Genomic DNA, 23,848 nt, shown 5'->3' on the forward strand with positions numbered 1-23,848 from the left:
AAAATAAAAATAGCCCCTTTTTAGGAGCTATTTATTGGTCTATCTATTAGGCAAATTTGAATTTTGCTTTTAATTTTTCTAATGTCTGCATCACTTTTGCAGTGGTGTGGTTTGGTAATGAGCATTTTGCTAAACGCACCCATACACTCCAGAACTGACGCATGAAATTAGCTTCATTGTAGTTAATGCCGTATTCTGCACAGAGTGCCTTAATTTTCGGTGCTACTTCTTTATAGCGGTTGGCAGGCATATCGGGGAATAAATGGTGTTCGATTTGATGGCTTAAATTACCACTCATAAAATGAAGCCATTCTGTACCAATAAAATTACTTGAACCACGAATCTGACGTAAATACCACTCTGCCTTAGTTTCAGTATCGGTATTATCCGGCTCAAACGTTTCTGCATCTTCAGTAAAGTGACCATTAAAAATCACAGCAGATGACCACAAGTTACGAATAATATTAGCAACTACATTGCCTGCAAAAACCGGTAAAAACATAGGACCAGAGATCACAGGGAAAAATACATAATCTTTTAAAACTTGGCGCGTTGCTTTTTTACGGACCTTAGCCGCATCTTTCCACACCTGTTTCCAGCTTTTGGTTTTATAAACTAATGCATCTTCAAGATGTAGATTTTGTACACCTACATACCATTCAAAGAAAAACATTAACTGTAGAGCCAGAGGAATATTAAATAGGTGACGAGGTTCCCACTTCTGTTGATCACTTACTCGCAAAATACCATATCCGACATCATGGTCTTTACCGACAATATTGGTATAGGTGTGATGTACATAGTTGTGTGTTTCACGCCAGTCATCACCAGAGGCAATGGTATCCCAATCATAGGTATTACCATTCAAACTTGGTTCATTTAACCAGTCAAACTGACCGTGCATAACGTTATGACCAAGTTCCATGTTTTCTACAATTTTAGAAATACCCAGTAAACCTGTACCCAATAACCAGACAGGAGGAATCCAGCCACCAAACATCAACATGCCACGTGATGCGATTTCGGTATAGCGAACAAAGTTACGGACTTTATAGATATATTTTGCATCTTGCTCACCAAGACTTTGCATAACATCTTGACGAATCTGTTCAACACGGCGGCCAAATTCTTCAATTTGCTCAGGGGTTAAATGAGCAGATTTAGAAGCTATAGAAACTTTTAATGCCATATTCATAGGGTTAATCCTCTGTAATTCTTTTTATAGATCAATAGTGACTGGGCTTAATGCCTGGCTCACGCATAGTTTAATTGGACGGTTAGGTTGGTCTTCAATTTCACCGGTTAACAGGTTTTGAGTAACTCCACTTACCTTGGTACAGCTGCATTTATTGCAAACACCCATACGGCAACCATGTTGTGGGCGTAAACCGGCTTGCTCTGCACTGCTCAGTAAATTTGTTTCAGCTAAAAACTCCTGTTGAGCACGGCGGAAAATAACAGGCTGTGCTGCATGTGTACCAGTCACTTGAAGTGGTTGGAAATACTCTTGATGAAGCTGCGACTGAGCACCTTTTTGGGTATAAATTTCATTTGCCTGCTGCATCATGCCGTGATGACCACACACATAGGTTGCAGTCTGCTCAAAGTCAGGAACAAGCTTTTGTAGCAGGCTTTCAGTTAAATGCTGCTTTTGCTCGGTAGTATTAAAAAAATGATATTGAAGCTGTGGGTACTGCTCTGCCAAAGCTTTTAATTCAGCATGAAAAATTTCCGCACGATTAAAATAAATGACATGGATTTGTTCAAGCTGCTGTTTCAAAGCTTGCTGCAAGAGTGAATAAATTGCAGTAATACCACTTCCTGAGGCAATTAAAATTGCAGGCTGCTGGCCTTGATGCAAAGTGAAATCACCTTGTGGCTGTGAAATTTCAACACACTCGCCTACATGTAATAGTTGAGCTGCACGAGACACCAAGCCTTGTATTTTAATACCTAAAGCGATTTCACCTTGAGTGGTTACCTCAATAATCGAATAGCTACGTTGTTGGTAAACGCCATCGATAAGCAACGTCAGTAGAATGCTTTGTCCCGCTCGAACTTGATCGAAATTAAAATTACGATTTGGTTTAAGCTTGATCAGTACCATATCGGTATGAAGCGGCTGAACAGCGGTAACTTCTGCAAGTACCCTTTTCCAAGCCCAAGTCGCGTTAATTTTCTGCAAAACAAAATCAACGAAATCTTCTCGAACCCAATGTGGTTGATAGTTAAGTGTTGCGTTCATACGTTCCTCTTTTGTTTCTGGCTATTTATTTGAGTGAACACATGTTCGTATAGTGAACATATGTACACTATATTTATAAGTGTTCACTCAGTCAACACTTGTTCACTATTTTTTTTATGAAAGTTTGCTCTTTTTTGTTAGACTTTGGCTCACGGTTTAAATAGGTTTTTTTAATGTCGATACGGGATGAACGAAAACAGCAAAGTCGTCAGGCACTTCTCGATGCAGCCTTGCATCTGAGCACGTCTGGGCGTTCGTTCAGTAGTATCAGTTTGCGTGAAGTTGCACGTGAAGTGGGTTTAGTGCCAACAGCGTTCTATCGTCATTTTCAAGACATGGATGAACTCGGGAAAGAGTTGGTTGACCAAGTTGCCCTACATTTAAAAAGCGTTTTACATCAACTTGGCCAGAGTTATTTACAGCACAAGTCTGCAAAAACCCAAACCAGTATTGAGCTATTTGTGCAGGCAGTGAATCATAGCCCTAAACAGTGGCAATTTATGATTGCTGAACGTTGGGGTGGTTCAGAAACGGTTCGTGCAGCCATTGCTAGAGAAATTGAATTTTTGATTGAAGATCTCACAACAGATCTGACTAAACTCGAAAATTTTAAACATATTCAAAATCCTCAAGACTTAAATGTCTTATCTACCATTTTGACCAATATGTCATTTACATGGGCAATGACGTGGCTCAACCTCGCCAAACAATATCAAGGTGAGCAACTTAAGCAGCAACAAACTGCATTTATTGAAAATGCGTCTACACAAGTTCGCTTACTGTTTAGAGGTATTGCTAACTGGGAACGGTAAAACTGGCAAATGACAAAAAACAGGTTATGTGTTAATACGTAAAGAGTGAAAGAAAAAGGCGAAAATTTCGAGAAAAGTCTTTTTCTTTTTACAGGAAGTAAACTATTCGTTAGGCCAAACTGGTGTGGGAATACCTATGAATCTTGATCGTCATACACAGTTTTTGATGCGCAAAGAAAAAATTCTAAGCGTTGCAGAAAAATTGTTACTAGAAAACAATCAGGAAATTACTCTAGATGAATTAGTGGCCGAGCTAGATATTGCAAAAGGTACGCTTTATAAGCACTTTAGAAGTAAAAATGAACTTCTGCTTGAATTGATTATTCAAAATGAAAAACAAATTTTAGAAATTTCTCAAAAATATAATACTGATTTTAAAGAGTATGCACCACGGTACATGCTCCACCATTTGCTCACACCGGGAAAAACGATTTTATTGCATCAACTTGAAGAAAATCTGACGATGACAGAGTCTAAGTTGAAGCATCTTTTTGAAGAGCTTTATGAAGTTCGTCAACAACGTATTCTAGCGATTAAAGACATTACAGAAAGTTATTTAAAATCATTAAATTATGATATGTCGATTCGTGACTATTTATCTTATATCTGGTCACTCACTTACGGTGCATCGTTGCTTTTAAACTCAACTTATTATCAGCGCTCGATTGGTTCTCGCCAAAAATTAATTAATTTATATATTAACCAAGCATTATCACTACCTACCCAAACCACCAATTTTGATGCGCTCAATTTTCAGATTGAAGACGAGAATTCTCAAAATTAATTGAATTATTTCGTGATTATGAAATAAATTTTATAAAAAAGGGCTTCTTATGAAGCCCTTTTTAAAGCAATAAACTATTATTTTGCCTTACGTTCTTTTTCAATTAAGTAATTAAGTACTTGAGTAACTTTACCATCTTCACCTTGCACCACATATTTACCATTAACGACTACTGCTGGAACGCCTGTTAATTGGTACTGTTGAGCAAGTTTATTTGACTCGGCAACTTTTGCAGTTACAGCAAATGAGTTGTAAGTGCTATTAAATTTTTGTTCAGGCACACCGTAACGAGTAAAGAATTTAGCCGCAGAAGCCTGGTCAAAAATCTGCTGACCATTCACCTGAATTGCATGGAATAATGGTAAATGCGTGCGCTTACGTACACCTAATGCCTCAGATGTATAGTAAGTACGTGCCCCTTGTTCCCATACTTTGTTCATGGCTGCTGGCGTACGCACAAAACGTACATCACTCGGAATTTGTTTTAACCACGTTTGCATATGTGGTTCAAGTTTAAAACAGTGCGGACAGCCATACCAAAAGAACTCACGAACTTCGATTTTCCCCGGTACTTCCACTTTGCCTGGATTGGCGATTACGGTGTAGTCTTTACCAGCAACAAAATCTGCTGCCATTGCACTACCCGATACGGCCATAATTGCTGCACTCAAACCACCCAAAACCAATTTTTTCATTGTTACAGCTTTTCCTCTAAGTTGTTATGCATTAGCTTATGCCCTAAATATAAAACAAATATGCTAAATTCGTTTTGCTTCTGTGAAGTTTTTTATTGGGTTTATCGCTTTTTTCCCAATAATCGCTACACTAACGGCGAACTACATCAAAAAGATAACCCAAGTTTAGAGGTGACACCATGTCGCAATTGAATGTTGATTTACAAGAAATCGCAAAATTTGAAGCACTTGCTGCCAAATGGTGGGATCAACATTCTGAATTTCGCCCACTTCATCAAATCAATCCTTTACGCTTAAACTGGATTGATGAACGTGCAGGTGGCCTTGCCGGTAAAAAAGTACTTGATGTCGGCTGTGGCGGCGGTATTTTGGCTGAAAGCATGGCACGTCGTGGAGGGGATGTACTGGGCATTGATATGGGTGAAGCGCCTTTAGCCGTAGGCCGTTTGCATGCTCAACAAGAAAATGTTCAAAATATTGAATATCGTCAAATTCCAGTTGAAGTGTTGGCGCAAGAACAAGCAGGCCAATATGATGTGGTCACTTGTATGGAAATGATGGAACATGTTCCAGACCCAGCATCCATTGTGAAAGCATGTCAGACTTTGGTTAAACCCGGTGGCCATGTGTTCTTCTCGACCATCAACCGTAACCCGAAATCTTATTTATTCGCCATCATTGGTGCTGAATATGTACTGCGCCTGCTGCCAAAAGGTACGCATGATTATCACAAGTTTATTCGCCCATCTGAAATGGCACATGACATTCGTAATGCAGGCTTAACGTTAAAAGAAATGACAGGCTTGCACTACAACCCAATTACGAAGCGTTATTGGTTAGCACCAAATGTTGATGTTAACTATATGGTTCACACAATAAAGACAGGTGCATGATGAAAGCTGTTTTATTTGATTTAGACGGCACGCTCATCGATACGGCTGCCGACTTTATTCGTATTATTCAACAAATGTGCCGTGATGCAAGACGCCCTGTTGTAGAAGCCGATCTTATTCGTACACAAGTGTCTGAAGGTGCCCGTGCGATGGTCAAATTGGTCTACCCAGAGCTGGATGTGACCAATCCAATTTTCTTGGCACATCGACAAAATTTTTTAGATTTGTATGGCAATAATATTGTTGTCGATACTGACCTGTTTGAAGGGATGTATCCACTTTTAGAAGAGTTAGAAGCTCAGCAAATTCCGTGGGGTATTGTCACCAATAAACCACGTGGTTTAAGTGAGTCTCTTCTAGAAAAGTTAAACCTGACGGAACGCTGTGCGGTTTTGGTATGTCCTGAAGATGTTTCTAAAACCAAGCCAGACCCGGAACCTATGTATTTGGCTGCAAAGCAGTTAAATATCCCGGCAAATGAAATCATCTATGTGGGGGATCACCCACGTGATATCGATGCTGGCCGCAATGCTGATATGTATACCATCTTGGCAGCTTATGGTTATTTACCTATCGAACATCGGGATGATTTAAACGCTTGGCAAGCCGATTCGATTGTAAATACGGTGACAGAATTACACGAGTTGTTACGTCAAAAGCTTCCTGCTCTACAGGAAAATCAGCGTATGATAAGTTAACACAAGAGTTTTATAAGCTTTTTTTAACGGTTACTTATATCAATATAAAAAGAAGGAGGTTTACCAATGAAATATTCAGAATATCAACCTCGTCCGGATCTACTCAAAGATCGAATTATTTTAATCACTGGTGCTGGTGATGGAATTGGGCGAGCTGCGGCCCTCAGTTATGCTTTACATGGTGCAACTGTAGTCTTGCATGGTAGAACCTTAAATAAACTTGAAGTAATTTATGATGAAATTGAAGGATTAGGCGCACCTCAGCCTGCTATTTTACCCCTCCAGCTTTCGAGTGCTTCCGATCGCGATTATGACTTTTTAGTAAGTACACTAGAAAAACAATTTGGTCGTCTGGATGGCATTTTGCATAATGCAGGTATTTTGGGTGAGCGGGTAGAACTTGCACATTATCCAGCAGAAGTATGGGATGATGTGATGGCCGTCAATTTACGTGCACCTTTTGCTTTAACCCAAGCTTTATTACCGCTATTACAAAAGTCAGAAAACGCTTCTGTTGTATTTACCAGCTCAGGTGTAGGCCGTGAGGCACGCGCGCTCTGGGGTGCGTATTCTGTCTCGAAAGTCGCGATTGAAGCGGTGAGCAAGATTTTTGCGGCTGAGCATACTTATCCAAATATTCGCTTTAATTGTATTAACCCAGGGGCTACACGTACTGCCATGCGTGCTAAAGCTTATCCTGAAGAAGATCCGAAAACATTACCAACACCGGAGTCCATCATGCCGGCTTATCTTTATTTAATGGGTGAAGATAGCTTAACGCTCAATGGACAAAGTATTGATGCACAGGATTAAATAATTACAGATGAAAAGCTAAAATAATTTATAGCCGATCATCACATCTGGCTTGGCTATACCTGAAAAGATATATACAAGCCTTTTTTATTATTGAGAAAAACGCTGGATTTATCCGTAATTTTAATTGAAGCATTAAATGATCTTCACAGTTTCTCTGCATTTTGCGCGTACAGTATTCAACATGAGAGACATCAGATGTAAACGAGGATGCATCATGAAAAAGTTGTTCACCATCTTAGCCCTTTGCATCACTGTACTGACCACCAGTATGGCAAGCTTTGCTGATCCTCCTTTTGACCGAGGACATGGCCCGAAAGGTCCTAAAGGCGGACCTCGTGGTGAATGGAATGATCGTGGGCATAAATTTGACCGTGACGATAATGGTGATCGTGTTCGCGATGAACGCCGTATGCGTGAGGAACGTGGCTTTGAGCGTCTGAAACAACATCGTTGGCAGCCAGGTTATGTGATGCCACAGCACTATCGTGGTAATGGTTATAAAGTCGACTATAAAGACAATAACTTACCTAAACCCGATCGTAACCAGCAGTGGTACAAAATTAACAATGACTATATTTTAGTCGACACGGACTCTAACAGTATTGTGAGTATTCGCGGTTTCTAAGATAGATAGCTCCTCACTATCGCTTAGTAGGAAAGGATGAAGCTGATCGGCTTTATCCTTTTTTTTATTTTTATATCAATATAATATAAAAATTTAAATCTTCTAAATTTCTTCTTATTTCATAGAAAATTTTCACATTTATTATTCTTCGCCTTCACGATTTATCTGTAATTTTTCACTAATCTTCAATTATCGAAATTTAATAGATCATTCGAGGTTTACGATGAAAAAGATAACAACAGCAATTGTTCTTTCAATGAGTGGTTTAATCGCAACAACAGCAATGGCTGCGCCTCACGACCATTATCACCACCAAGGTTATGAGACAAAAACCGTTAAAGTCATTCATAAAGATGACCATGCGAATATCTGGCGTGCAGGCCAAGTCGTACCGCATCAATACCAACATCCACGTTATGTCATTGACTACCGCTCACACCAGAAATTGACTAAGCCAGGTCGTTATCAAAAATGGTATAAGGTGAACGGAAATTATGTACTCGTAAATGAGCAAAGCCATAAAATTATTAAAGTAATTCGTTAAGTTCATAAAACATCTAACACCCAAAGCTAATTTGGGTGTTTTTTTATCTAAAACATGCGGCTTTAATCTTTTTTGTTTAGAATCCTCTTTATATCTTTTTGCTGTTGATTCGAGATCGGTATGCCAACTAAGTCTTTAGAGAAATCACATAATAATACCCAGCATTATGTACATTGGTTCCGACATTCAGCACCCTACATCAATGCGCATCGTGATAAAACTTTTGTTTTAATGTTTGGCGGTGAAGCAGTCCGCGATCCTAATTTCGAACATATTATTCACGATATTGCCTTATTACATTCTCTTGGCATTCGCTTAATCTTAGTGCATGGCGCACGTCCACAAATTAATCACAACCTTAAAGAAAAAGGGATTGAAACCCCTTTTTATGATAACTGCCGTATTACTACACGCGAATCTTTAAGCTGTGTTATGAGTGCTGTAGGATCTATTCGGTTAGAAATCGAAGCATTGTTATCTATGGGTTTAGCTAACTCTCCAATGTATGGCGCTCGAATAGATGTCGTATCAGGTAATTTTGTAACCGCTAAACCTTATGGTATTCGTGAAGGAATGGATTTTCAGCTTACAGGCGAAGTTCGTTCAATAGATACAGACGCGATTGAACGTCATCTTGATAACAATAATATTGTTTTACTTGGCCCAACGGGCTATTCAACCACAGGTGAAGTATTTAATTTAAGAGCTGAAGAAGTTGCAACCAAAACTGCGACTTATTTAAAGGCAGATAAATTAATCTTTTTAGGTGAACAACAAGGTTTACCTAACGAAGATGGGCAATTACTGCGTGAATTAAGCCCACACCAGCTTGATTACTATATTCAACAATACCAAACCACACACCCAACCCTAACCCTACATTTGCAAGAAGCAAAAAAAGCATCTTTATCGGGTGTACATCGTGTCCATCTAATTTCTTATTCTTATGACGGTGCACTTATTGAAGAACTCTTTACGCGTGATGGTGTGGGTACCATGATTACCGATGCGCATTATGAAGAAGTTCGTATGGCGCATATTCAAGATGTCGGCGGCTTAATGAACCTATTACGCCCGTTAGAAGAAGAAGGCATTTTGGTGTATCGCTCACGTGAACGTTTAGAACAAGAAATTAACCAGTTCGCTGTCATTGAACGAGACGGTATGATTTTGGCCTGCGCTGCCCTTTATCCGATTCCGACTGAGTTTAATGAAACACGTTCAGCAGAAATTGCTTGTGTGGCAGTACACCCAAGTTATCGTAAATCAAACCGTGGCAGCCAAATTCTGCAATTTCTCGAAGAAAAGGCCAAACAACAAGGTATTCGTCAATTGTTCGTTTTAACCACCCGTACCGCGCACTGGTTCTTAGAACACGGTTTCCATCAGGTGAGTGTGGATGACTTACCAAATGCCCGTCAGGCACTTTATAACTATCAAAGAAATTCTTTAGTCTTTAAAAAATTGCTTCCCTAGACTATGCATTTTTTAAGATATTCTTATTTCAGATAAGCTTAGTCTAAAAAGTACAACCATAAAGGTAATTAATGTATGGTTGTACTTTTTTAAATCTTTAAATTTTTGCTATTTTAATAATTTTTATTTTATTTACACATACTTAAATATCTTTTTATAAATATTATTCTGTTCAATAAATCATTTTTTTGCATAAGTTTATCGCCGAAAGTTTTTAGCTTTTTTTTGTATAAATAAAGACTGAATATTTATTTTTTACGAAATAAAAATCCCTTTAGGGTATCTGCTCATCCAATTATTTTTCTTTTTCTCTTTCGGGGAGCACGAAACCACATGGCACTTTTTAATTCCACTTCATGGGCAAAATATTCAGTCATTGCTGCCAGCCTTGCGGGAGTGATGATGCTAGGTGGTTGTGCCAAAAAAGAGGAGCACACCACAACAACTTTAAATATCGGCTATCAGAAATATGGCATCCTTCCTATTCTAAAAGCACGTGGTGACTTGGAAAAAGCGCTCAAAGATCAAGGCGTACAAGTGAAATGGGTCGAGTTTCCTGCAGGACCTCAATTACTTGAAGGCCTAAATGTAGGAAGTGTTTCGTTAGGCGAAGCAGGTGAAGCACCACCTATTTTTGCTCAAGCAGCCAATCCAAATTTAGTCTATGTTGCAAATCAACCTGCTGCACCAAAAGCAGAAGCGTTATTGGTACAAAAAGATTCTCCAATCCAGTCTATTAAAGACTTAAAAGGAAAACGTGTCGCACTGAATAAAGGTTCGAATGTTCACTACCTTTTATTAAAAGTCTTAGAAGCAAATCACTTGAGCTTGAGTGATATTCAACCTGTTTATTTACCACCATCAGATGCGCGTGCTGCCTTTGAAAAAGGAGCTGTCGACGCATGGGTGATTTGGGATCCGTTCTTTGCAGCAGCTGAACATCAAATTCAGGCCCGCGTTCTGGCAACAGGTGAAAACTTGGTAAGCAATCATCAGTTCTACTTAGCTGATCGTAAATTTGCAGAAAATAATCCAAAAGTTCTGAACACGGTTGTACAAACGCTAAACCAGACAACTGAATGGGTCAGCACACACCAAGATGAGGCTGCCAAGCTACTCGAAAAACCTACGGCACTTGAGTTTGATGTACTCAAAACATCCATTTCACGTATGGGTTTTGGAGTTCAGCCAATATCTGACAAGGTAGCCCAAGAACAACAATATGTAGCTGATGCCTTCTACGCGCAAAAGCTCATTCCCAACAAGCTCACCATTCAAGAAGCCATTTTAAAACTGAAATAAACCCAGCTTGGGCACAGCTTAAATAACGATATAAATGCTGTGCCTTGTGTTAAGGGAACAAGGATATCAATATGCAACATCAGTCATTATTTAATAAGAGTCAGTGGACTCAGTTAGTTAAGCGCTTTAGCGCGGTCGCTGTATTAGGTTTAACAATCGCAGCACCTGCTTGGGCAATTGACCCAACAGTGAAAGAACTTCGTATTGGTTTTCAAAAAAGTTCGATTAACTTCGCGATTGCCAAACAGCAGAAACTATTTGAACAAGAATTTCCAAATGCCAAAATCACTTGGAATGAGTTCCCCGCTGGCCCTCAAATTTTAGAAGCCTTAGCTGTTGGCTCACTCGATGTTGGCGTTACTGGAGACACGCCCCCGGTCTACGCTCAAGCCGCTGGCAAGCCTTTATATTACATTGCTTATGAAGCAGCCAAACCATTGGCCTCAGCAATTTTAGTTCCCAAAAACTCACAACTAAAACAGCTTAAGGACCTAAAAGGTAAACGTATTGCGCTACAGAAAGGTTCTAGCTCACATTACCTACTTGTACAGGCCGTACGTAAAGCAGGCTTAAAATGGAGCGACATTACCCCAATTTGGCTCACACCTGCCGATGCTCGCGCTGCATTCCAAAAGGGTGCTGTTGATGCATGGGCAATATGGGATCCGTACTACGCTTCAGCACAACTAGAAGACCAAGCTCGTGTTCTTGCATCTGGTAAAGGCCTAAGCCCGAACTATACCTTTTACTTAGCCGCTCCAAATTTTGTTAAGCAATATCCAAAAGCTGTTCCAGGACTCATCAAACAGATCAATCAAGCTGACAAATGGGTTCAAAGCCATCAAGCAGAAACTGCAAGTGCGATTGGCCAAAGTACAGGCCTAAAACCTGCGACCAGTGACTTATTTATTAAACGCCGTCCACGTCCATCATCGGCAGCTCCACTTAACAGCAAAGTCATTGCTGAACAACAGCAGCTTGCAGACATCTTTACTCAACAAGGCATCATCCCTAAACCAATCAGCATTAAACAAGCTGTTTGGGGTGCCAAGTAATTTCAATAGATATATAGGTAATGCACATGAAAATTTTCTGGTTTATTCCTACCCACGGTGATAGTCGCTATTTAGGTACAAGTAAAGGCGCTCGTCAGGTTGACCATGCCTATATGAAGCAAATTGCTGTGGCAGTAGATAACTTGGGTTACGAAGGTGTACTTATTCCAACGGGCCGTTCATGTGAAGACCCATGGATTACGGCGGCAAGCCTAATCGATGCAACTCAACACCTTAAGTTTTTAGTTGCGTTACGTCCGGGGGTAACAACACCAGCGTTGGCAGCTCGTATGGCTGCAACATTTGACCGCTTGTCGAATGGTCGTGTTCTACTCAACTTAGTGACAGGTGGCGATGAAGCAGAACTACGCGGTGACGGTTTATATGAAGATCACTCAACGCGTTATCAAACAGCCAATGAATACGTAAAAATCTGGCGTGAAATTTTGACGCGTTCACATACGGGTGAAGCTTTTACATTCCACGGTGAACGCTTACAAGTAGATGATGCAAAGCTACTTTACCCACCTGTACAAAAGCCTTATCCACCTCTTTGGTTCGGTGGTTCTTCAGATGTTGCTGTTGAACTCGCGGCTGAGCAAGTCGACACCTACCTGACTTGGGGTGAACCACCTGCAGCCGTGAAAGAAAAGATCGAACATGTCCGTGCTAAAGCAGAGGCTAAGGGCCGTAAATTAACTTATGGCATTCGTTTGCATGTCATTGTTCGTGAAACCAATGAACAAGCATGGGCAGCAGCTAACGAGCTTATCCAGTATCTGGATGATGCAACTATTGCTGCAGCACAGAAAAAATTTGCACAAATGGACTCAGTGGGTCAGCAACGTATGGCGGCTCTACACGGCGGTAATCGAGACAAACTTGAAGTATCCCCAAATCTTTGGGCAGGTATCGGTCTAGTCCGCGGTGGTGCAGGTACAGCACTTGTCGGCGATCCTGAAACCGTTGCTGCACGTATTCAGGAATATGCGGATTTAGGTATCGATACCTTTATTTTCTCAGGCTATCCACACCTTGAAGAGTCAATCCGTTTTGCAGAGTTAGTATTCCCATTATTACCAATCGAGACCCGAGCTAAACTTGCTCAACCAAACTTAACTGGTCCATTCGGTGAAATCATTGCCAACAACTATGTTCCAGACGAGAAGAAACAAAATAGTTCCGTCAAGGAGCCTGCATGAGCAAAGATATAAATATTGTTTCACGTGGAACGAAACAAGTCGGGCAGCGTCTGCTGCCTTGGATTTTCCCGATTGTTCTATTGGTTGTTTGGCAAATTGCGTCAAGTTCAGGCCTTTTAGAAAATCGTATTCTGCCGGCTCCTACGGCTGTAGTTTCTGCCTTTTGGCATCTACTCATTAGTGGCGAGCTATGGCAGCACGTTAAAGTCAGTGCAGGACGGGCCTTACTCGGACTATTTATTGGGGGTGGTTTAGGTTTGCTATTGGGTCTGCTCAATGGGTCTTCGCGTTTCGCCTCTACCCTGCTCGATACAACCTTGCAAATGATTCGTAACATCCCAGCATTAGCACTTATTCCACTGGTTATCTTGTGGTTCGGTATTGATGAAACAGCCAAATTATTTTTGGTGGCGGTCGGAGTCTTCTTCCCTATTTATATCAACACCTATCACGGTATCCGTTCAGTCGATCCACAATTAATTGAGATGGGTAAAAGCTATGGTCTTTCACGTTGGCAGCTTTACAAAGAAATTATTCTACCAGGTGCGATGCCCTCGATTTTAGTTGGTTTACGTTTTGCTTTAGGTCTGGTTTGGGTGCTGCTCATTGTAGCTGAGACTATTTCAGCACAAGCAGGTATTGGCTATATGACTATGAATGCACGAGAGTTTTTGCAAACAGATGTAGTTCTGGTCGGTATTCTTCTTTATGCCCTATTAGGCAAATTAGCCGATGTTCTAGCGCAACTTTTAGAACGTTATTTACTACGCTGGCATGCCGGTTATCAAAAATAAAGGAGCTTAGAATATGACAAATCTGAATTTAAATATTAATCAGAATGACGTAGAGCTCATTCCAGAAAACCATTCAGAGTCACAAGAACCTGTGGTAGGCGCAGAGATTCTGATTGAACAGCTTTATAAGTTTTATGGTGAAGTTAAAGTTCTTGAAGATCTTAACCTTCATATTCAACCGGGTGAATTTTTAGCTATTGTTGGTCGTAGTGGCTGCGGTAAAAGTACTTTATTGCGCTTAATTGCCCAACTTGAAAAAGCCAGTTTTGGAGAAATCAAATTTAAATCTGCCCGACATTTGCGTGAAGGTATTACTAACGATGACATACGGGTTATGTTTCAAGACCCACGGTTACTTCCTTGGAGAAATATTCTTCAGAACGTTCAACTTGGGCTACCAAAATCGCAATATGCTTTGGCAGAAGAATTATTAGAGAAAGTAGGTTTAAAAGAAAAAGCGGGACAATGGCCTTCACAGCTCTCGGGTGGTCAACGACAACGTACTGCCCTAGCCCGTGCGTTATCTCATACTCCCCGTATTTTATTGTTAGATGAACCTTTGGGTGCATTAGACGCGTTAACTCGTCTTGAGATGCAAAGCTTGATTGAACGTTTATGGAAAGAGCAAGGTTTTACTGCCATTTTAGTTACACACGATGTAAGTGAAGCAGTGCAACTGGCTGACCGCATTATATTGTTAGATAAAGGTCAGATTGCTCAAAGTTTTCAAGTTAATTTGCCGCGTCCACGGAAAAAGAGTATTACTTTTGCTCAGCTTGAACAACAAGTACTCGATGCCGTTTTAGCCACTTAAGGTTGAGATGAGTAATGAGAACCATTCAACCGAAAAATGCCCAATTAACGAGCAATAAAACTGATGATTTATTGCTCTTTTTTAGGGCGAAGATTAAAAAATATTTTTAAGAATAACAATAAACTAGTGAATCTCTCTATTTTTTGCACAATAGTATATCTATTGCTCAAATAACTATCCGTTTTTTCACTAAAAAAGTGAGACACCTGTGCACAAATCAAACGATTTACCTTACAATGGGAACACTATCTTTTTAATTTATGCAGCAAATGGAACAAAAGAAGAGTACCCAAAAGCGCAATCAGCTTCTTGCTGCCGCCCTTGATGTGTTTTCACTATATGGGTTCAGTGGCGCAAGTCTGGATGAAATTGCCCAACTCGCTGACATGCATAAGTCGAATATTTTCTATTACTATGAAAATAAAGAGTCTTTATATGTGGAAGTGCTGACCACAGTTTTACAAAAATGGCTAGCTCCCTTACAAACCTTAGAAGCTGAGTTAGAACCAGCCGAAGCCTTGTCTCATTATTTAATTCAAAAAATCGAACTTTCTCGTAGCCAACCAAAAGCTTCGCGACTATTTGCTTTAGAAATTATTCAAGGGGCACCGCATATTTTGCCTATATTGAAAGGACCCTTGAAAAAGCTATTTAAGCGCAAAGCTAAGGTCATTCAAACTTGGCAAGAGCAAGGAAAAATTTCACCGGATATCGACCCAGAACTTTTAATTCTCAATATTTGGGGGCTTACGCAAAACTATGCCGATTTTGCGACTCAAATGGAAATGGTAACCGGGAAAACTCTTCGTAACCGCAGTATGTTCCAGCGCTCGATTGAGCATACGGTACATATGATGCTCTACGGCGTATTACCTCGCTAAAATAAAAAAGATCGGCAAATTTGCCGATCTTTTTTTAGAAATGATTTTGATAAAGTGCTAAAAGCTTTTGTGCACCCAATAATAAGTTTTCTTCCCAATCCAAATGGGCCGTATCATCTGCCCCATCAGTAATATATTTCACCGAAATTAAACGTACACCTAACTTGTGGCAAACTTTTGCTAACGCATAGCCTTCCATATCGACCACATCACAAGCGACCTTCGGCTGACCCGTTTCAAATGAGTCCCCTGTCCCACAAATTCCTTTTGGTAAATCCGCAAAATGCGTTTGGAGATGAATTTCAGCCGCCAAGTGGTCATCTAACGGCGTTACCCCAACTTCAAATCCTAAAGGTGAAACGTCCATATCACGTTGTACAAAAGTTTTTATTTCTACTAAATCGTGCCGATTAAAAGATGAACTTCCTGCTGTACCTAAGTTAATTAAAGTTTTACAGCCTGTTTTTTGAATAACTTCAAACGCTTTAAAAGCAGCGTTGATCTTACCAATACCACTGTAATGGACTTCGATACCTGCTTGCTCGAATAAACCTTTAGACTCGTTGGGAAGTGCCATAATTAAAGCGGTATCTGTGTTCATTCAAAAAGCTCAAATCAGAATTAACAAAATTAGAAAGTAAGTATAAATCAGGAGCAAAAGCTTTTTGCACCTTTTCACCTTTACTGCATTCTTTGTTGTAAAGCCACCAAACATGGAGAGAAGAATAGTTTGCCACTGTATGCTCCGGCTAAGGTTTTCTTCATTACCACGCTCCACATCACTAATAATAAAATACTGAATGCCACAGCGACATATTGTAAAAATACAACTTCAATCTGATGACCTAAATTAAATAAAGCCAAAATAAACACACCAAATGGGAAGGTTAAACCCCACCAACCCAAGTTAAACGGAATACCTGTCTTTGCATGACGAAGTGTTGTTAAAATCGCAAGGCCAAGCCACCATAACCCAAAGCCTAAAAGTACCAGACTACCCACAACACCCAAGGCTTGAAATACATGGGCCAACTCAGGAAAGCCAACATTTACAAATACTCTTTGTGCCTGCTCACCTAGCAACAATAGACCTAAAGCACCTGTCCCAATCGGACCTAAAGAAAGCCAGCTAGAAATCGCGACTTCTTTTTCTGGTAACTGATGCAAAGCCATACGCAACATTAAAATCGTTAAAATGGCAAATGCAGGTAAAACAGAGATTCCCCAAAGTACGTAACCCGCTAACAATAAATGAAAGCTATGCACATCTGCTGGTAAATGTGCAACCAACATGCCCGCAGAACTTGCTGCGACTTCACAAGCAACTACAGGTAAAAGCCAAATTGCAGTCATGGTATGTAGCTGATGATTCTGACGGCTAAACATGCAAAATGGTACGATCCATGCAATTACTAGTGCTAAAAAAACGTCGATGTACCACAAAGCTTGGGCGATATGAACTGCCACTTCGCCGTAAAGCCCGATTCCGAAGCTTAAAAAGCCATTTAGTATGGTTGCAAGCCCCATCGGTATAGCACCTAAAAACAAGCTCATATTTGGATGATTAAATATTTGCTTCGCTTCATGCGGGAAGAGTAACCACCGCAATAAATAGAGAACTGAAAAAACACTAAATAGAACAATATTAAATTGCCATAACAGCGTAGCCAGCATAAATAAAAATGATTTGGCAAATGGAAGCTGAATTAAAATCATACTGACCACGCCAGTACCCATAGTTGCTGTAAACCAATTTGGGGTAAAATGCCGTATAACATCTTTACTTTGATTTAATTGGTAAAAGGGTCTTTCCATCTTAAGTCTCTAATCAAAGAGTGGATGAGGCTATAGTAGGATAAATTAATAATAAGAAAAATTGATTTACTTTTATTTAATTCATCATTTTTTTAGATATAGAAAGTATTCGTATTGAAAAATACCTGAGTAAAAACACAACAACAAGACGAATCTGTGAGATTATGGCAATATATAGCCCTTGCAAAAATAGCCATATTTTAAGTTCATGAAACTGCTTCGTCTTAATGCGTTATCGCCCAATTTCCAGTTACCACAAACAGCGGTAACTATTGGTAATTTTGATGGTGTCCATTTAGGTCACCAAGCGATGATTGCTCAACTCAAAAAAATTGCTGCAGCACAAGGCTTAAAAACATTGGTCATGATTTTTGAGCCCCAACCGCTTGAGTTCTTTAAAGGCTATGATGCCCCACCTCGTATTAATTCATTACGGGAAAAAGTTGAATATCTAGCTGAACTTGGGGTGGATTACATTGCGGTTGCCAAGTTTGACCAGCATTTCCGTAGCATGAGTGCTTCTGAGTTTGCAGATTTATTAAAAGACAAATTAAATGCTCAAGCTTTGGTTTTAGGAGATGACTTTCATTTCGGCAAAGACCGACAAGGCAATAGCGAATTTTTAAAGAATTACGGCTTTCAAGTCACAAATTTACATACGATTGAACTCGAAGGTGAACGCGTCAGTTCAACTCGTATTCGCCAAGTGCTTCAAGTGGGTAATCTCGCTTTAGCAGCTAAATTATTAGGCCGTCCGTACAGTATTACCGGTCGTGTTCAATATGGTGACCAAATTGGACGAACTTTAGATTTCCCAACGATTAATGTTCGTCTCAACCGTCATAAGCCTTGTTTAAATGGTATTTATGGCGTTGAAGTCATTTGCGAAACAACTTCGCTAACTCAAAAAGTGCTTCAGGATAATCCTGAAAAGCCCGGAATTGCCGGATATCATGAAAACAGCCTCTATGGTGCAGGTCATGTCGGTACACGTCCAGCCATTCAGCAAGAACATCCAGAGTGGAGATTAGAAGTACATTTCCCTGATGTTTCTGCTAATCTGTATGGCTTATTTATGCGGGTGACTTTTCTTCACTATCTTCATGGTGAATTGAACTACCCTTCGCTTGAAGCACTTAAGGCAGGAATTGATAATGACGTGCAGCAATTACGACAATATCGTAACGACACGACACAATTTCCTTTTTAATTCGAATTTTGATTGTAAAACATGTCGGCTCCCAAGCTGATTAAACTGGAAGACAACTTGCATGAGCGATAAGCAAACTACTGAAAATGCAGTGGACTACAAAGCCACGCTAAACCTGCCGGATACTCAATTTGCAATGAAAGCAAATTTGGCAGTACGTGAAGTGAAATGGTTAGAAGAGTGGTATACCGACAACATTTATCAGCAGATTCGTGCATCGCGTATTGGCAAGAAAAAATATATTTTGCATGATGGCCCTCCATATGCGAACGGTACAATTCACTTGGGCCATGCGGTTAACAAAGTACTTAAGGACATCATCGTAAAAAGCCGTACTTTGGCAGGTTTCGATGCGCCATATGTACCAGGTTGGGACTGTCACGGTTTGCCAATCGAACTAAAAGTTGAAGAAAAAGTAGGTAAAGTGGGTGAAAAAGTTGATGCAGCCACTTTCCGTAAACATTGCCGTGAATATGCGCTAAAACAAATTGATTTGCAGCGTACAGACTTTAAACGTCTTGGTATTTTAGGTGACTGGGATAATCCTTACCTCACCATGAACTACAAACAAGAAGCCGATATCGTTCGTGCTTTAGGTTTAATCCAAAAAAATGGCCATATCCAGCCGGGCTTAAAGCCAGTGAACTGGTGTATGGACTGTGGCTCAGCACTTGCTGAAGCTGAAGTTGAATACGAAGATAAAAAATCAGACGCAATTGATGTTGGTTTTGGCGTTGTAGATTTAAAAGATTTAAGCGCTCGTGTAAATGTAGACGTTCAAGATCCAACTGATATCGTGATCTGGACCACTACACCTTGGACGTTACCAGCGAACCAAGCAGTTGCATTGCATGCCGAAATTGAATATCAATTGGTACAAGTGACTACTGAACGTGGTAAGCAAAACTTTATTCTTGCTAAAGACTTAGTTGTTTCTGCAATTGAGCGTTACAAGCTTGAAAACCCAGTTGTTTTAGCTGACTTTACTGGTTCAGCTCTTGAGAACCTTACCCTACAACATCCTTTACTAACCGATCGTCAAGTTCCGGTTATTTTAGGTGAACACGTTATCGCAACAAGCGGTACAGGTGCTGTACACACTGCTCCTGGCCACGGTGCAGATGACTATAAAGTAGGTCTTCAATACAACCTTAAAGTTGAAAACCCAGTGGGTGGTAACGGTGTTTACTTACCAACCGCACCAATCTTTGCTGGCGAGCACATCTATAAAGCCAATCCAAAGATTATTGAAGCTTTAGGTGCTGTAGGTCGCTTATGGGCTCATCAACCGATTAAACACAGCTACCCACACTGCTGGCGTCATAAGACTCCGATTATTTTCCGTGCTACACCACAATGGTTTATCAGCATGGATCAAAAAGGTTTACGTGACGGTGCACTGAATGCCATTGAAAACGATATCGAGTTTGTACCGAACTGGGGTAAAAACCGTATTGAATCAATGATCGAAGGCCGTCCGGACTGGTGTATCTCACGTCAACGTACTTGGGGTGTACCAATTCCTTTCTTCGTTCATAAAGATACGAACGAATTGCACCCTCGTACGCCTGAGCTCATCGAAGAAGTTGCCAAACTTATCGAGAAAGAAGGTATTGATGCATGGTTTAACCGTGATGCGAAAGACTTCATTGGTGAAGATGCTGAACAGTACAATGCCGTTCGCGATACGCTTGATGTATGGTTTGACTCTGGTACAACGCATTACGCTGTACTTGAGCAACGTGAAGAATTAGAAAGCCCTGCTGACTTATATTTAGAAGGTTCAGACCAACACCGTGGCTGGTTCCAATCTTCTTTATTAACGTCTATGGCAATTCATAACCGCGCGCCATACAAAGCCTTGTTAACTCATGGTTTTACAGTTGATGAGAATGGCCGTAAATTATCAAAATCTCTAGGCAACTATATTCCGCTTGAAGAAATCATCAAACAACTTGGTGCCGATGGTTTACGTTTATATGTAGCATCTAGCGACTATCGCTATGAAATTGCAGCATCGAAAGAAATCTTTAGCCGTGTAAGTGATAGCTACCGTCGTATTCGTAATACGCTACGCTTCTTACTTGCAAACTTAAATGGTTTCAAACCAAGTACTGATGCTCTGGCAGTAGATGATCTTATTGCTCTTGATCAATACATCTTGCAACGTGCTAATGAAGTACAACAGACCATTATCGCGGCCTATGAAGAAATGAACTTCCACGTCGTGTGTAGTGCGTTAACAAGCTTCTGTATTAATGACTTAGGTGGTTTCTATCTAGACATCATCAAAGACCGTCAATACACCACTAAGGCTGACTCACAAGCACGTCGTTCCGCACAAACAGCGCTTTACCATATCGTACAAGCATTTGTTCGCTGGATGAGCCCTATCCTAAGCTTCACAGCTCAAGAAGCTTGGCCACTTATCCCAGAACAAACTGACAAGTATGTATTTACAGCTGAATGGTATGACCTACCTGTTTCATCAAAAGCAAACTTGCTTTCTGAAGCAGATTGGCAAACATTGATTAGCGTAAAATCTGCAGTAAATAAACAGATTGAATCAGCTCGTAACGCTAAACTTGTCGGTAGTAATCTTTCAGCCAAAGTTGAACTTTGGGCAAATGAATCATTACAAACAGTTTTAAACCAACTGGCTGATGAACTCCGTTTTGTTCTTATTACTTCGCAAGTAGTAGTACATCCATTTGCTGAACAAGGTGAAGCAACTGAAATGGAAGGCTTACGTGTACAAGTATCTGCAGCTGAAGGTGAAAAATGTGCACGTTGCTGGCATGTCCTTCCGGATGTAAATACACATGCCGATCATCCTGGTTTATGTGGTCGTTGTATTGTGAACGTCACTGGTCGTGGCGAAGTGAGAAAATATGCCTAATTCACAAGCTAAAAAAGGCTTATTCCAGTTTTATCCTCACAACCTCATTTGGCTTGGACTTTCTGTCCTTGCCATTGTGTTGGATCAATGGACAAAATGGATTGCAAGTACACATCTGAACTACGCAGATCCTGTACCTGTGCTTCCATTTTTAAACTGGACACTATTACATAACTATGGTGCAGCTTTTAGCTTTTTATCTGATGCTGGAGGATGGCAACGCTATTTCTTCACATCTTTGGCAGGCTTAGTTTCAATACTTTTTGTATTTTGGTTGCTACGTATGCCTAAAAAAATGGTGGTGCTACCTGTAGCTATCGCTTTAATTTTAGGTGGAGCACTTGGTAATCTAATTGATCGTATTACTTTAGGGTATGTGGTCGATTTTATTCATGTTTATTACCAAAATCATCACTTTCCAGCTTTTAATATTGCGGACAGTGCCATTACTCTAGGTACCATTTTGCTACTCATCGATACATTCTTCCTTGAGAAGCAAAGACCTAAAAATTCGGATGCATAATATGACCGAAATTATTCAACCTAATGAAGAAATTCGTATTACTGACGGTTCTAAAGTTGACCTACACTTTTCTGTTGCTATCGAAAATGGTGTAGAAATTGACAATACACGTAGCCGTGAAGAACCTGTTAGCTTGACTATTGGCGACGGTAACTTGTTACCAGGTTTTGAGAAAGCGCTTCTTGGCTTACGTGCAGGCGATCGACGTACAGTACATCTACCACCAGAAGATGCTTTTGGTCCGTGGAATCCTGAAAATATACAAACTTTTGATACAGTTAAATTCGAACAACGACCTATTCCTGGTCATATGATCGAGTTTGAAGATAAAGCAAAAGCAACTTTATTTGGTGTTGTGAAGTCAGTAAATGATGATATTACTGAAATTGATTTCAACCATCCTCTAGCCGGCAAAAATATTACTTTTGAAGTAGAGATATTTAAAGTGACTCCAGCTGGTCAGCAAGGCATTAAGATCATGTAAAAAAAAGCCCTCGATTGAGGGCTTTTTTATTATTTAACTTTTATTGATGACATAAGAATCCTTACAAATTCTATATTCTCACGCACCTATATAATGAATTAAGTTATAAAGATAAAAATCCTTAGGAAAAACATATGCTGGTCTATATTATCGTCGGAAGTGTTCGCGAAGGGCGCACAGCTATTAAAATTGCCAATTGGTTAGAAACAACAATACCCTCATTTAATCTAAAAGATTTTCAAACAGAAGTAATTGATTTAAAAGAATGGAATCTACCCTTATTTTCAGGTTCTCACCCACCTGCTACAGGTATTTATGATCAACCTAAACAACAAGAATGGGCTGATAAAATTGCCCAAGCTGATGCATTTATCTTTATTAGCCCAGAATATAACCACGGTTATAGCCCAGCTTTAAAAAATGCAATAGACTATGTTGGTAAGGAATGGAGCGGTAAACCAGCAGCATTTATAGGTTATGGCTCAACTAATGGTTCTCGTTCTATTAGCCAAATACGCCAAGTCACTTCAAGTTTAAGTATTGTTGACCCAAATGCTGTAATAGAAATACGAGATATCTTCAAACGCAATAAAGATGAAAAATTCGAAGCCAATGAATTTGAAGTAAAAGGACTTCAATCAATTGTTGAGAAACTACAGAAATATCATTTGTCTTAAATTGAACAAAAAGCCTCTTTTTCAAATAAAAGGGGCTTTTTAATTTTATAAACTTTTTAAATAATTCACTATGTCAGTATTACCCGCCATTTCTGCAAGCTGTAGTGCTGTATATTCGCTTTTATAAGTGACATGCGCCCCTTTTTCAACTAAGAGCTTCACTATCTCTAAATGATCATTCTCAGCCGCTGCTTGTAGAGCAGTATACCCTTCATCATCAGTCTGATTAGGATCTTCTCTATCTATTAATAATTGTTTTACTTGCTCTAGATCACCTAAAGATGCCCAATAAATCAGTTCTGGAAGAGAGAGTTCTTCATCATCTTCAGGTATGGGAGAGAAAGAATTAATTTTCACGGGGACACCAAAAATAAAAAACTTCCTCATTATATCCATAGAATCGAGTAAGCATCCAAAAATGATTTGTAGTTCTATATTTAAATAATTCTTTATTGATTGATTTCTTGCTATAAAAAAACACCCCAACCTCTTTTGAGATTGGGGTGTTTAGAATAATGAGCTGGCGATGACTTACTCTCACATGGGTAATCCCACACTACCATCAGCGCTAAGAGGTTTCACTTCTGAGTTCGGGAAGGGATCA

The 23,848-nt window shown here is 39.9% G+C and carries 25 protein-coding genes and 1 rRNA gene; 19 read left to right on the forward strand and 7 right to left on the reverse strand.

The annotated features are described in order from the left end of the window. Positions 1 to 46: 46 nt before the first annotated feature. Both C1642_RS02815 and C1642_RS02820 read right to left on the reverse strand, forming a co-directional pair. A complete protein-coding gene (locus tag C1642_RS02815) occupies positions 47 to 1,189 on the reverse strand; it encodes a fatty acid desaturase family protein (protein ID WP_103235882.1) in 1,143 nt (380 codons plus the stop codon). Between the two features lie 30 nt (positions 1,190 to 1,219). Then, a complete protein-coding gene (locus tag C1642_RS02820; RefSeq protein WP_000994532.1) occupies positions 1,220 to 2,245 on the reverse strand; it encodes a ferredoxin reductase in 1,026 nt (341 codons plus the stop codon). A 173-nt stretch (positions 2,246 to 2,418) separates the two neighbouring features. On the opposite strand from C1642_RS02820, the gene C1642_RS02825 reads away from it, so the two are divergent. Continuing rightward, on the forward strand, positions 2,419 to 3,057 hold the full coding sequence (locus tag C1642_RS02825) for a TetR family transcriptional regulator (protein ID WP_000027529.1): 639 nt from the start codon (positions 2,419 to 2,421) through the stop codon (positions 3,055 to 3,057). Between the two features lie 136 nt (positions 3,058 to 3,193). Further along, the gene (locus C1642_RS02830) at positions 3,194 to 3,841 is read left to right on the forward strand and encodes a TetR/AcrR family transcriptional regulator (protein ID WP_001047027.1); all 648 of its coding nucleotides are present in this window, start codon (positions 3,194 to 3,196) and stop codon (positions 3,839 to 3,841) included. 77 nt (positions 3,842 to 3,918) lie between these two features. On the opposite strand, the gene C1642_RS02835 is transcribed toward C1642_RS02830, so the two are convergent. Next, positions 3,919 to 4,536, reverse strand: a complete 618-nt coding sequence (locus C1642_RS02835) for a thiol:disulfide interchange protein DsbA/DsbL (RefSeq protein WP_000737567.1) — start codon at positions 4,534 to 4,536, stop codon at positions 3,919 to 3,921. Positions 4,537 to 4,715: 179 nt separating this feature from the next. Here C1642_RS02835 and ubiG point away from each other — a divergent pair, with 179 nt between their 5' ends. The 12 genes from ubiG (at position 4,716) to C1642_RS02895 (ending at position 15,636) form a co-directional block, all read left to right on the forward strand. Next, the gene (gene ubiG / locus C1642_RS02840) at positions 4,716 to 5,429 is read left to right on the forward strand and encodes a bifunctional 2-polyprenyl-6-hydroxyphenol methylase/3-demethylubiquinol 3-O-methyltransferase UbiG (RefSeq protein ID WP_103235877.1); all 714 of its coding nucleotides are present in this window, start codon (positions 4,716 to 4,718) and stop codon (positions 5,427 to 5,429) included. Further along, complete coding sequence (locus tag C1642_RS02845) at positions 5,426 to 6,127, forward strand: HAD family hydrolase (protein ID WP_000973871.1); 702 nt, start codon at positions 5,426 to 5,428, stop codon at positions 6,125 to 6,127. Before ubiG ends, C1642_RS02845 begins: the two co-directional genes overlap by 4 nt. Before the next feature lie 66 nt (positions 6,128 to 6,193). Next, on the forward strand, positions 6,194 to 6,940 hold the full coding sequence (locus tag C1642_RS02850) for a YciK family oxidoreductase (RefSeq protein ID WP_000877608.1): 747 nt from the start codon (positions 6,194 to 6,196) through the stop codon (positions 6,938 to 6,940). A 217-nt stretch (positions 6,941 to 7,157) separates the two neighbouring features. Continuing rightward, positions 7,158 to 7,568, forward strand: coding sequence for an RcnB family protein (locus C1642_RS02855; protein WP_000732887.1), 411 nt, complete (start codon positions 7,158 to 7,160; stop codon positions 7,566 to 7,568). 223 nt (positions 7,569 to 7,791) lie between these two features. Continuing rightward, positions 7,792 to 8,112 (forward strand): RcnB family protein, encoded by a 321-nt coding sequence (locus C1642_RS02860; RefSeq protein ID WP_000724539.1) that lies wholly within the window; start codon positions 7,792 to 7,794, stop codon positions 8,110 to 8,112. A 120-nt stretch (positions 8,113 to 8,232) separates the two neighbouring features. Then, positions 8,233 to 9,588: an amino-acid N-acetyltransferase gene (gene argA, locus C1642_RS02865; protein ID WP_001142457.1), complete on the forward strand. Its 1,356-nt coding sequence runs from the start codon at positions 8,233 to 8,235 to the stop codon at positions 9,586 to 9,588. A gap of 333 nt (positions 9,589 to 9,921) precedes the next feature. Then, positions 9,922 to 10,890, forward strand: coding sequence for a sulfonate ABC transporter substrate-binding protein (locus C1642_RS02870; RefSeq protein ID WP_001173275.1), 969 nt, complete (start codon positions 9,922 to 9,924; stop codon positions 10,888 to 10,890). A 71-nt stretch (positions 10,891 to 10,961) separates the two neighbouring features. Then, positions 10,962 to 11,945 (forward strand): sulfonate ABC transporter substrate-binding protein, encoded by a 984-nt coding sequence (locus C1642_RS02875; protein ID WP_001164677.1) that lies wholly within the window; start codon positions 10,962 to 10,964, stop codon positions 11,943 to 11,945. 26 nt (positions 11,946 to 11,971) lie between these two features. Next, the gene (gene ssuD / locus C1642_RS02880) at positions 11,972 to 13,147 is read left to right on the forward strand and encodes an FMNH2-dependent alkanesulfonate monooxygenase (RefSeq protein ID WP_000689552.1); all 1,176 of its coding nucleotides are present in this window, start codon (positions 11,972 to 11,974) and stop codon (positions 13,145 to 13,147) included. Beyond that, positions 13,144 to 13,941: an aliphatic sulfonate ABC transporter permease SsuC gene (gene ssuC / locus C1642_RS02885; protein ID WP_000031022.1), complete on the forward strand. Its 798-nt coding sequence runs from the start codon at positions 13,144 to 13,146 to the stop codon at positions 13,939 to 13,941. The genes ssuD and ssuC overlap by 4 nt, the downstream gene beginning before the upstream one ends. A gap of 13 nt (positions 13,942 to 13,954) precedes the next feature. Beyond that, positions 13,955 to 14,755 (forward strand): ABC transporter ATP-binding protein, encoded by an 801-nt coding sequence (locus C1642_RS02890; protein ID WP_103235878.1) that lies wholly within the window; start codon positions 13,955 to 13,957, stop codon positions 14,753 to 14,755. Between the two features lie 260 nt (positions 14,756 to 15,015). Continuing rightward, a complete protein-coding gene (locus C1642_RS02895; protein ID WP_001186827.1) occupies positions 15,016 to 15,636 on the forward strand; it encodes a TetR/AcrR family transcriptional regulator in 621 nt (206 codons plus the stop codon). Positions 15,637 to 15,670: 34 nt separating this feature from the next. Here the strand turns inward: C1642_RS02895 and C1642_RS02900 are convergent, their stop codons facing one another. After that, positions 15,671 to 16,237 carry a 5'-nucleosidase gene (locus C1642_RS02900; protein WP_001090743.1) on the reverse strand — a complete coding sequence of 189 codons (567 nt, stop codon included), beginning with the start codon at positions 16,235 to 16,237 and terminating at the stop codon, positions 15,671 to 15,673. Positions 16,238 to 16,317: 80 nt separating this feature from the next. Then, positions 16,318 to 17,451 (reverse strand): TDT family transporter, encoded by a 1,134-nt coding sequence (locus C1642_RS02905; RefSeq protein WP_103235879.1) that lies wholly within the window; start codon positions 17,449 to 17,451, stop codon positions 16,318 to 16,320. 208 nt (positions 17,452 to 17,659) lie between these two features. Here C1642_RS02905 and ribF point away from each other — a divergent pair, with 208 nt between their 5' ends. From ribF to C1642_RS02930, 5 genes are all read left to right on the forward strand, one after another. Further along, on the forward strand, positions 17,660 to 18,661 hold the full coding sequence (gene ribF, locus C1642_RS02910; protein ID WP_000771825.1) for a bifunctional riboflavin kinase/FAD synthetase: 1,002 nt from the start codon (positions 17,660 to 17,662) through the stop codon (positions 18,659 to 18,661). A gap of 61 nt (positions 18,662 to 18,722) precedes the next feature. Continuing rightward, a complete protein-coding gene (ileS, locus tag C1642_RS02915) occupies positions 18,723 to 21,560 on the forward strand; it encodes an isoleucine--tRNA ligase (protein WP_103235880.1) in 2,838 nt (945 codons plus the stop codon). Continuing rightward, positions 21,553 to 22,083, forward strand: a complete 531-nt coding sequence (gene lspA / locus C1642_RS02920; protein ID WP_001133879.1) for a signal peptidase II — start codon at positions 21,553 to 21,555, stop codon at positions 22,081 to 22,083. The genes ileS and lspA overlap by 8 nt, the downstream gene beginning before the upstream one ends. Before the next feature lies 1 nt (position 22,084). Continuing rightward, a complete protein-coding gene (locus C1642_RS02925) occupies positions 22,085 to 22,567 on the forward strand; it encodes an FKBP-type peptidyl-prolyl cis-trans isomerase (RefSeq protein ID WP_000136002.1) in 483 nt (160 codons plus the stop codon). 134 nt (positions 22,568 to 22,701) lie between these two features. Beyond that, positions 22,702 to 23,244, forward strand: coding sequence for an NADPH-dependent FMN reductase (locus tag C1642_RS02930; protein ID WP_000964176.1), 543 nt, complete (start codon positions 22,702 to 22,704; stop codon positions 23,242 to 23,244). Positions 23,245 to 23,289: 45 nt separating this feature from the next. On the opposite strand, the gene C1642_RS02935 is transcribed toward C1642_RS02930, so the two are convergent. Further along, entirely contained in the window at positions 23,290 to 23,640 is a 351-nt protein-coding gene (locus C1642_RS02935; protein ID WP_000353868.1) for an ankyrin repeat domain-containing protein, read from the reverse strand. A 122-nt stretch (positions 23,641 to 23,762) separates the two neighbouring features. Continuing rightward, positions 23,763 to 23,848, reverse strand: a 5S ribosomal RNA gene (gene rrf, locus C1642_RS02940); the annotation flags it as partial.

The organism is Acinetobacter sp. AKBS16 (assembly GCF_002899995.1).
GTDB lineage: Bacteria > Pseudomonadota > Gammaproteobacteria > Pseudomonadales > Moraxellaceae > Acinetobacter > Acinetobacter baumannii.

Bases quoted from the DNA above. Each gene is read 5' to 3' on its own strand.
- C1642_RS02815 (WP_103235882.1), bottom strand. From the start codon at position 1,189: ATGGCATTAAAAGTTTCTATAGCTTCTAAATCTGCTCATTTAACCCCT.
- C1642_RS02820 (WP_000994532.1), bottom strand. From the start codon at position 2,245: ATGAACGCAACACTTAACTATCAACCACATTGGGTTCGAGAAGATTTC.
- C1642_RS02825 (WP_000027529.1), top strand. From the start codon at position 2,419: ATGTCGATACGGGATGAACGAAAACAGCAAAGTCGTCAGGCACTTCTC.
- C1642_RS02830 (WP_001047027.1), top strand. From the start codon at position 3,194: ATGAATCTTGATCGTCATACACAGTTTTTGATGCGCAAAGAAAAAATT.
- C1642_RS02835 (WP_000737567.1), bottom strand. From the start codon at position 4,536: ATGAAAAAATTGGTTTTGGGTGGTTTGAGTGCAGCAATTATGGCCGTA.
- ubiG (WP_103235877.1), top strand. From the start codon at position 4,716: ATGTCGCAATTGAATGTTGATTTACAAGAAATCGCAAAATTTGAAGCA.
- C1642_RS02845 (WP_000973871.1), top strand. From the start codon at position 5,426: ATGATGAAAGCTGTTTTATTTGATTTAGACGGCACGCTCATCGATACG.
- C1642_RS02850 (WP_000877608.1), top strand. From the start codon at position 6,194: ATGAAATATTCAGAATATCAACCTCGTCCGGATCTACTCAAAGATCGA.
- C1642_RS02855 (WP_000732887.1), top strand. From the start codon at position 7,158: ATGAAAAAGTTGTTCACCATCTTAGCCCTTTGCATCACTGTACTGACC.
- C1642_RS02860 (WP_000724539.1), top strand. From the start codon at position 7,792: ATGAAAAAGATAACAACAGCAATTGTTCTTTCAATGAGTGGTTTAATC.
- argA (WP_001142457.1), top strand. From the start codon at position 8,233: ATGCCAACTAAGTCTTTAGAGAAATCACATAATAATACCCAGCATTAT.
- C1642_RS02870 (WP_001173275.1), top strand. From the start codon at position 9,922: ATGGCACTTTTTAATTCCACTTCATGGGCAAAATATTCAGTCATTGCT.
- C1642_RS02875 (WP_001164677.1), top strand. From the start codon at position 10,962: ATGCAACATCAGTCATTATTTAATAAGAGTCAGTGGACTCAGTTAGTT.
- ssuD (WP_000689552.1), top strand. From the start codon at position 11,972: ATGAAAATTTTCTGGTTTATTCCTACCCACGGTGATAGTCGCTATTTA.
- ssuC (WP_000031022.1), top strand. From the start codon at position 13,144: ATGAGCAAAGATATAAATATTGTTTCACGTGGAACGAAACAAGTCGGG.
- C1642_RS02890 (WP_103235878.1), top strand. From the start codon at position 13,955: ATGACAAATCTGAATTTAAATATTAATCAGAATGACGTAGAGCTCATT.
- C1642_RS02895 (WP_001186827.1), top strand. From the start codon at position 15,016: ATGCAGCAAATGGAACAAAAGAAGAGTACCCAAAAGCGCAATCAGCTT.
- C1642_RS02900 (WP_001090743.1), bottom strand. From the start codon at position 16,237: ATGAACACAGATACCGCTTTAATTATGGCACTTCCCAACGAGTCTAAA.
- C1642_RS02905 (WP_103235879.1), bottom strand. From the start codon at position 17,451: ATGGAAAGACCCTTTTACCAATTAAATCAAAGTAAAGATGTTATACGG.
- ribF (WP_000771825.1), top strand. From the start codon at position 17,660: ATGAAACTGCTTCGTCTTAATGCGTTATCGCCCAATTTCCAGTTACCA.
- ileS (WP_103235880.1), top strand. From the start codon at position 18,723: ATGAGCGATAAGCAAACTACTGAAAATGCAGTGGACTACAAAGCCACG.
- lspA (WP_001133879.1), top strand. From the start codon at position 21,553: ATGCCTAATTCACAAGCTAAAAAAGGCTTATTCCAGTTTTATCCTCAC.
- C1642_RS02925 (WP_000136002.1), top strand. From the start codon at position 22,085: ATGACCGAAATTATTCAACCTAATGAAGAAATTCGTATTACTGACGGT.
- C1642_RS02930 (WP_000964176.1), top strand. From the start codon at position 22,702: ATGCTGGTCTATATTATCGTCGGAAGTGTTCGCGAAGGGCGCACAGCT.
- C1642_RS02935 (WP_000353868.1), bottom strand. From the start codon at position 23,640: ATGGATATAATGAGGAAGTTTTTTATTTTTGGTGTCCCCGTGAAAATT.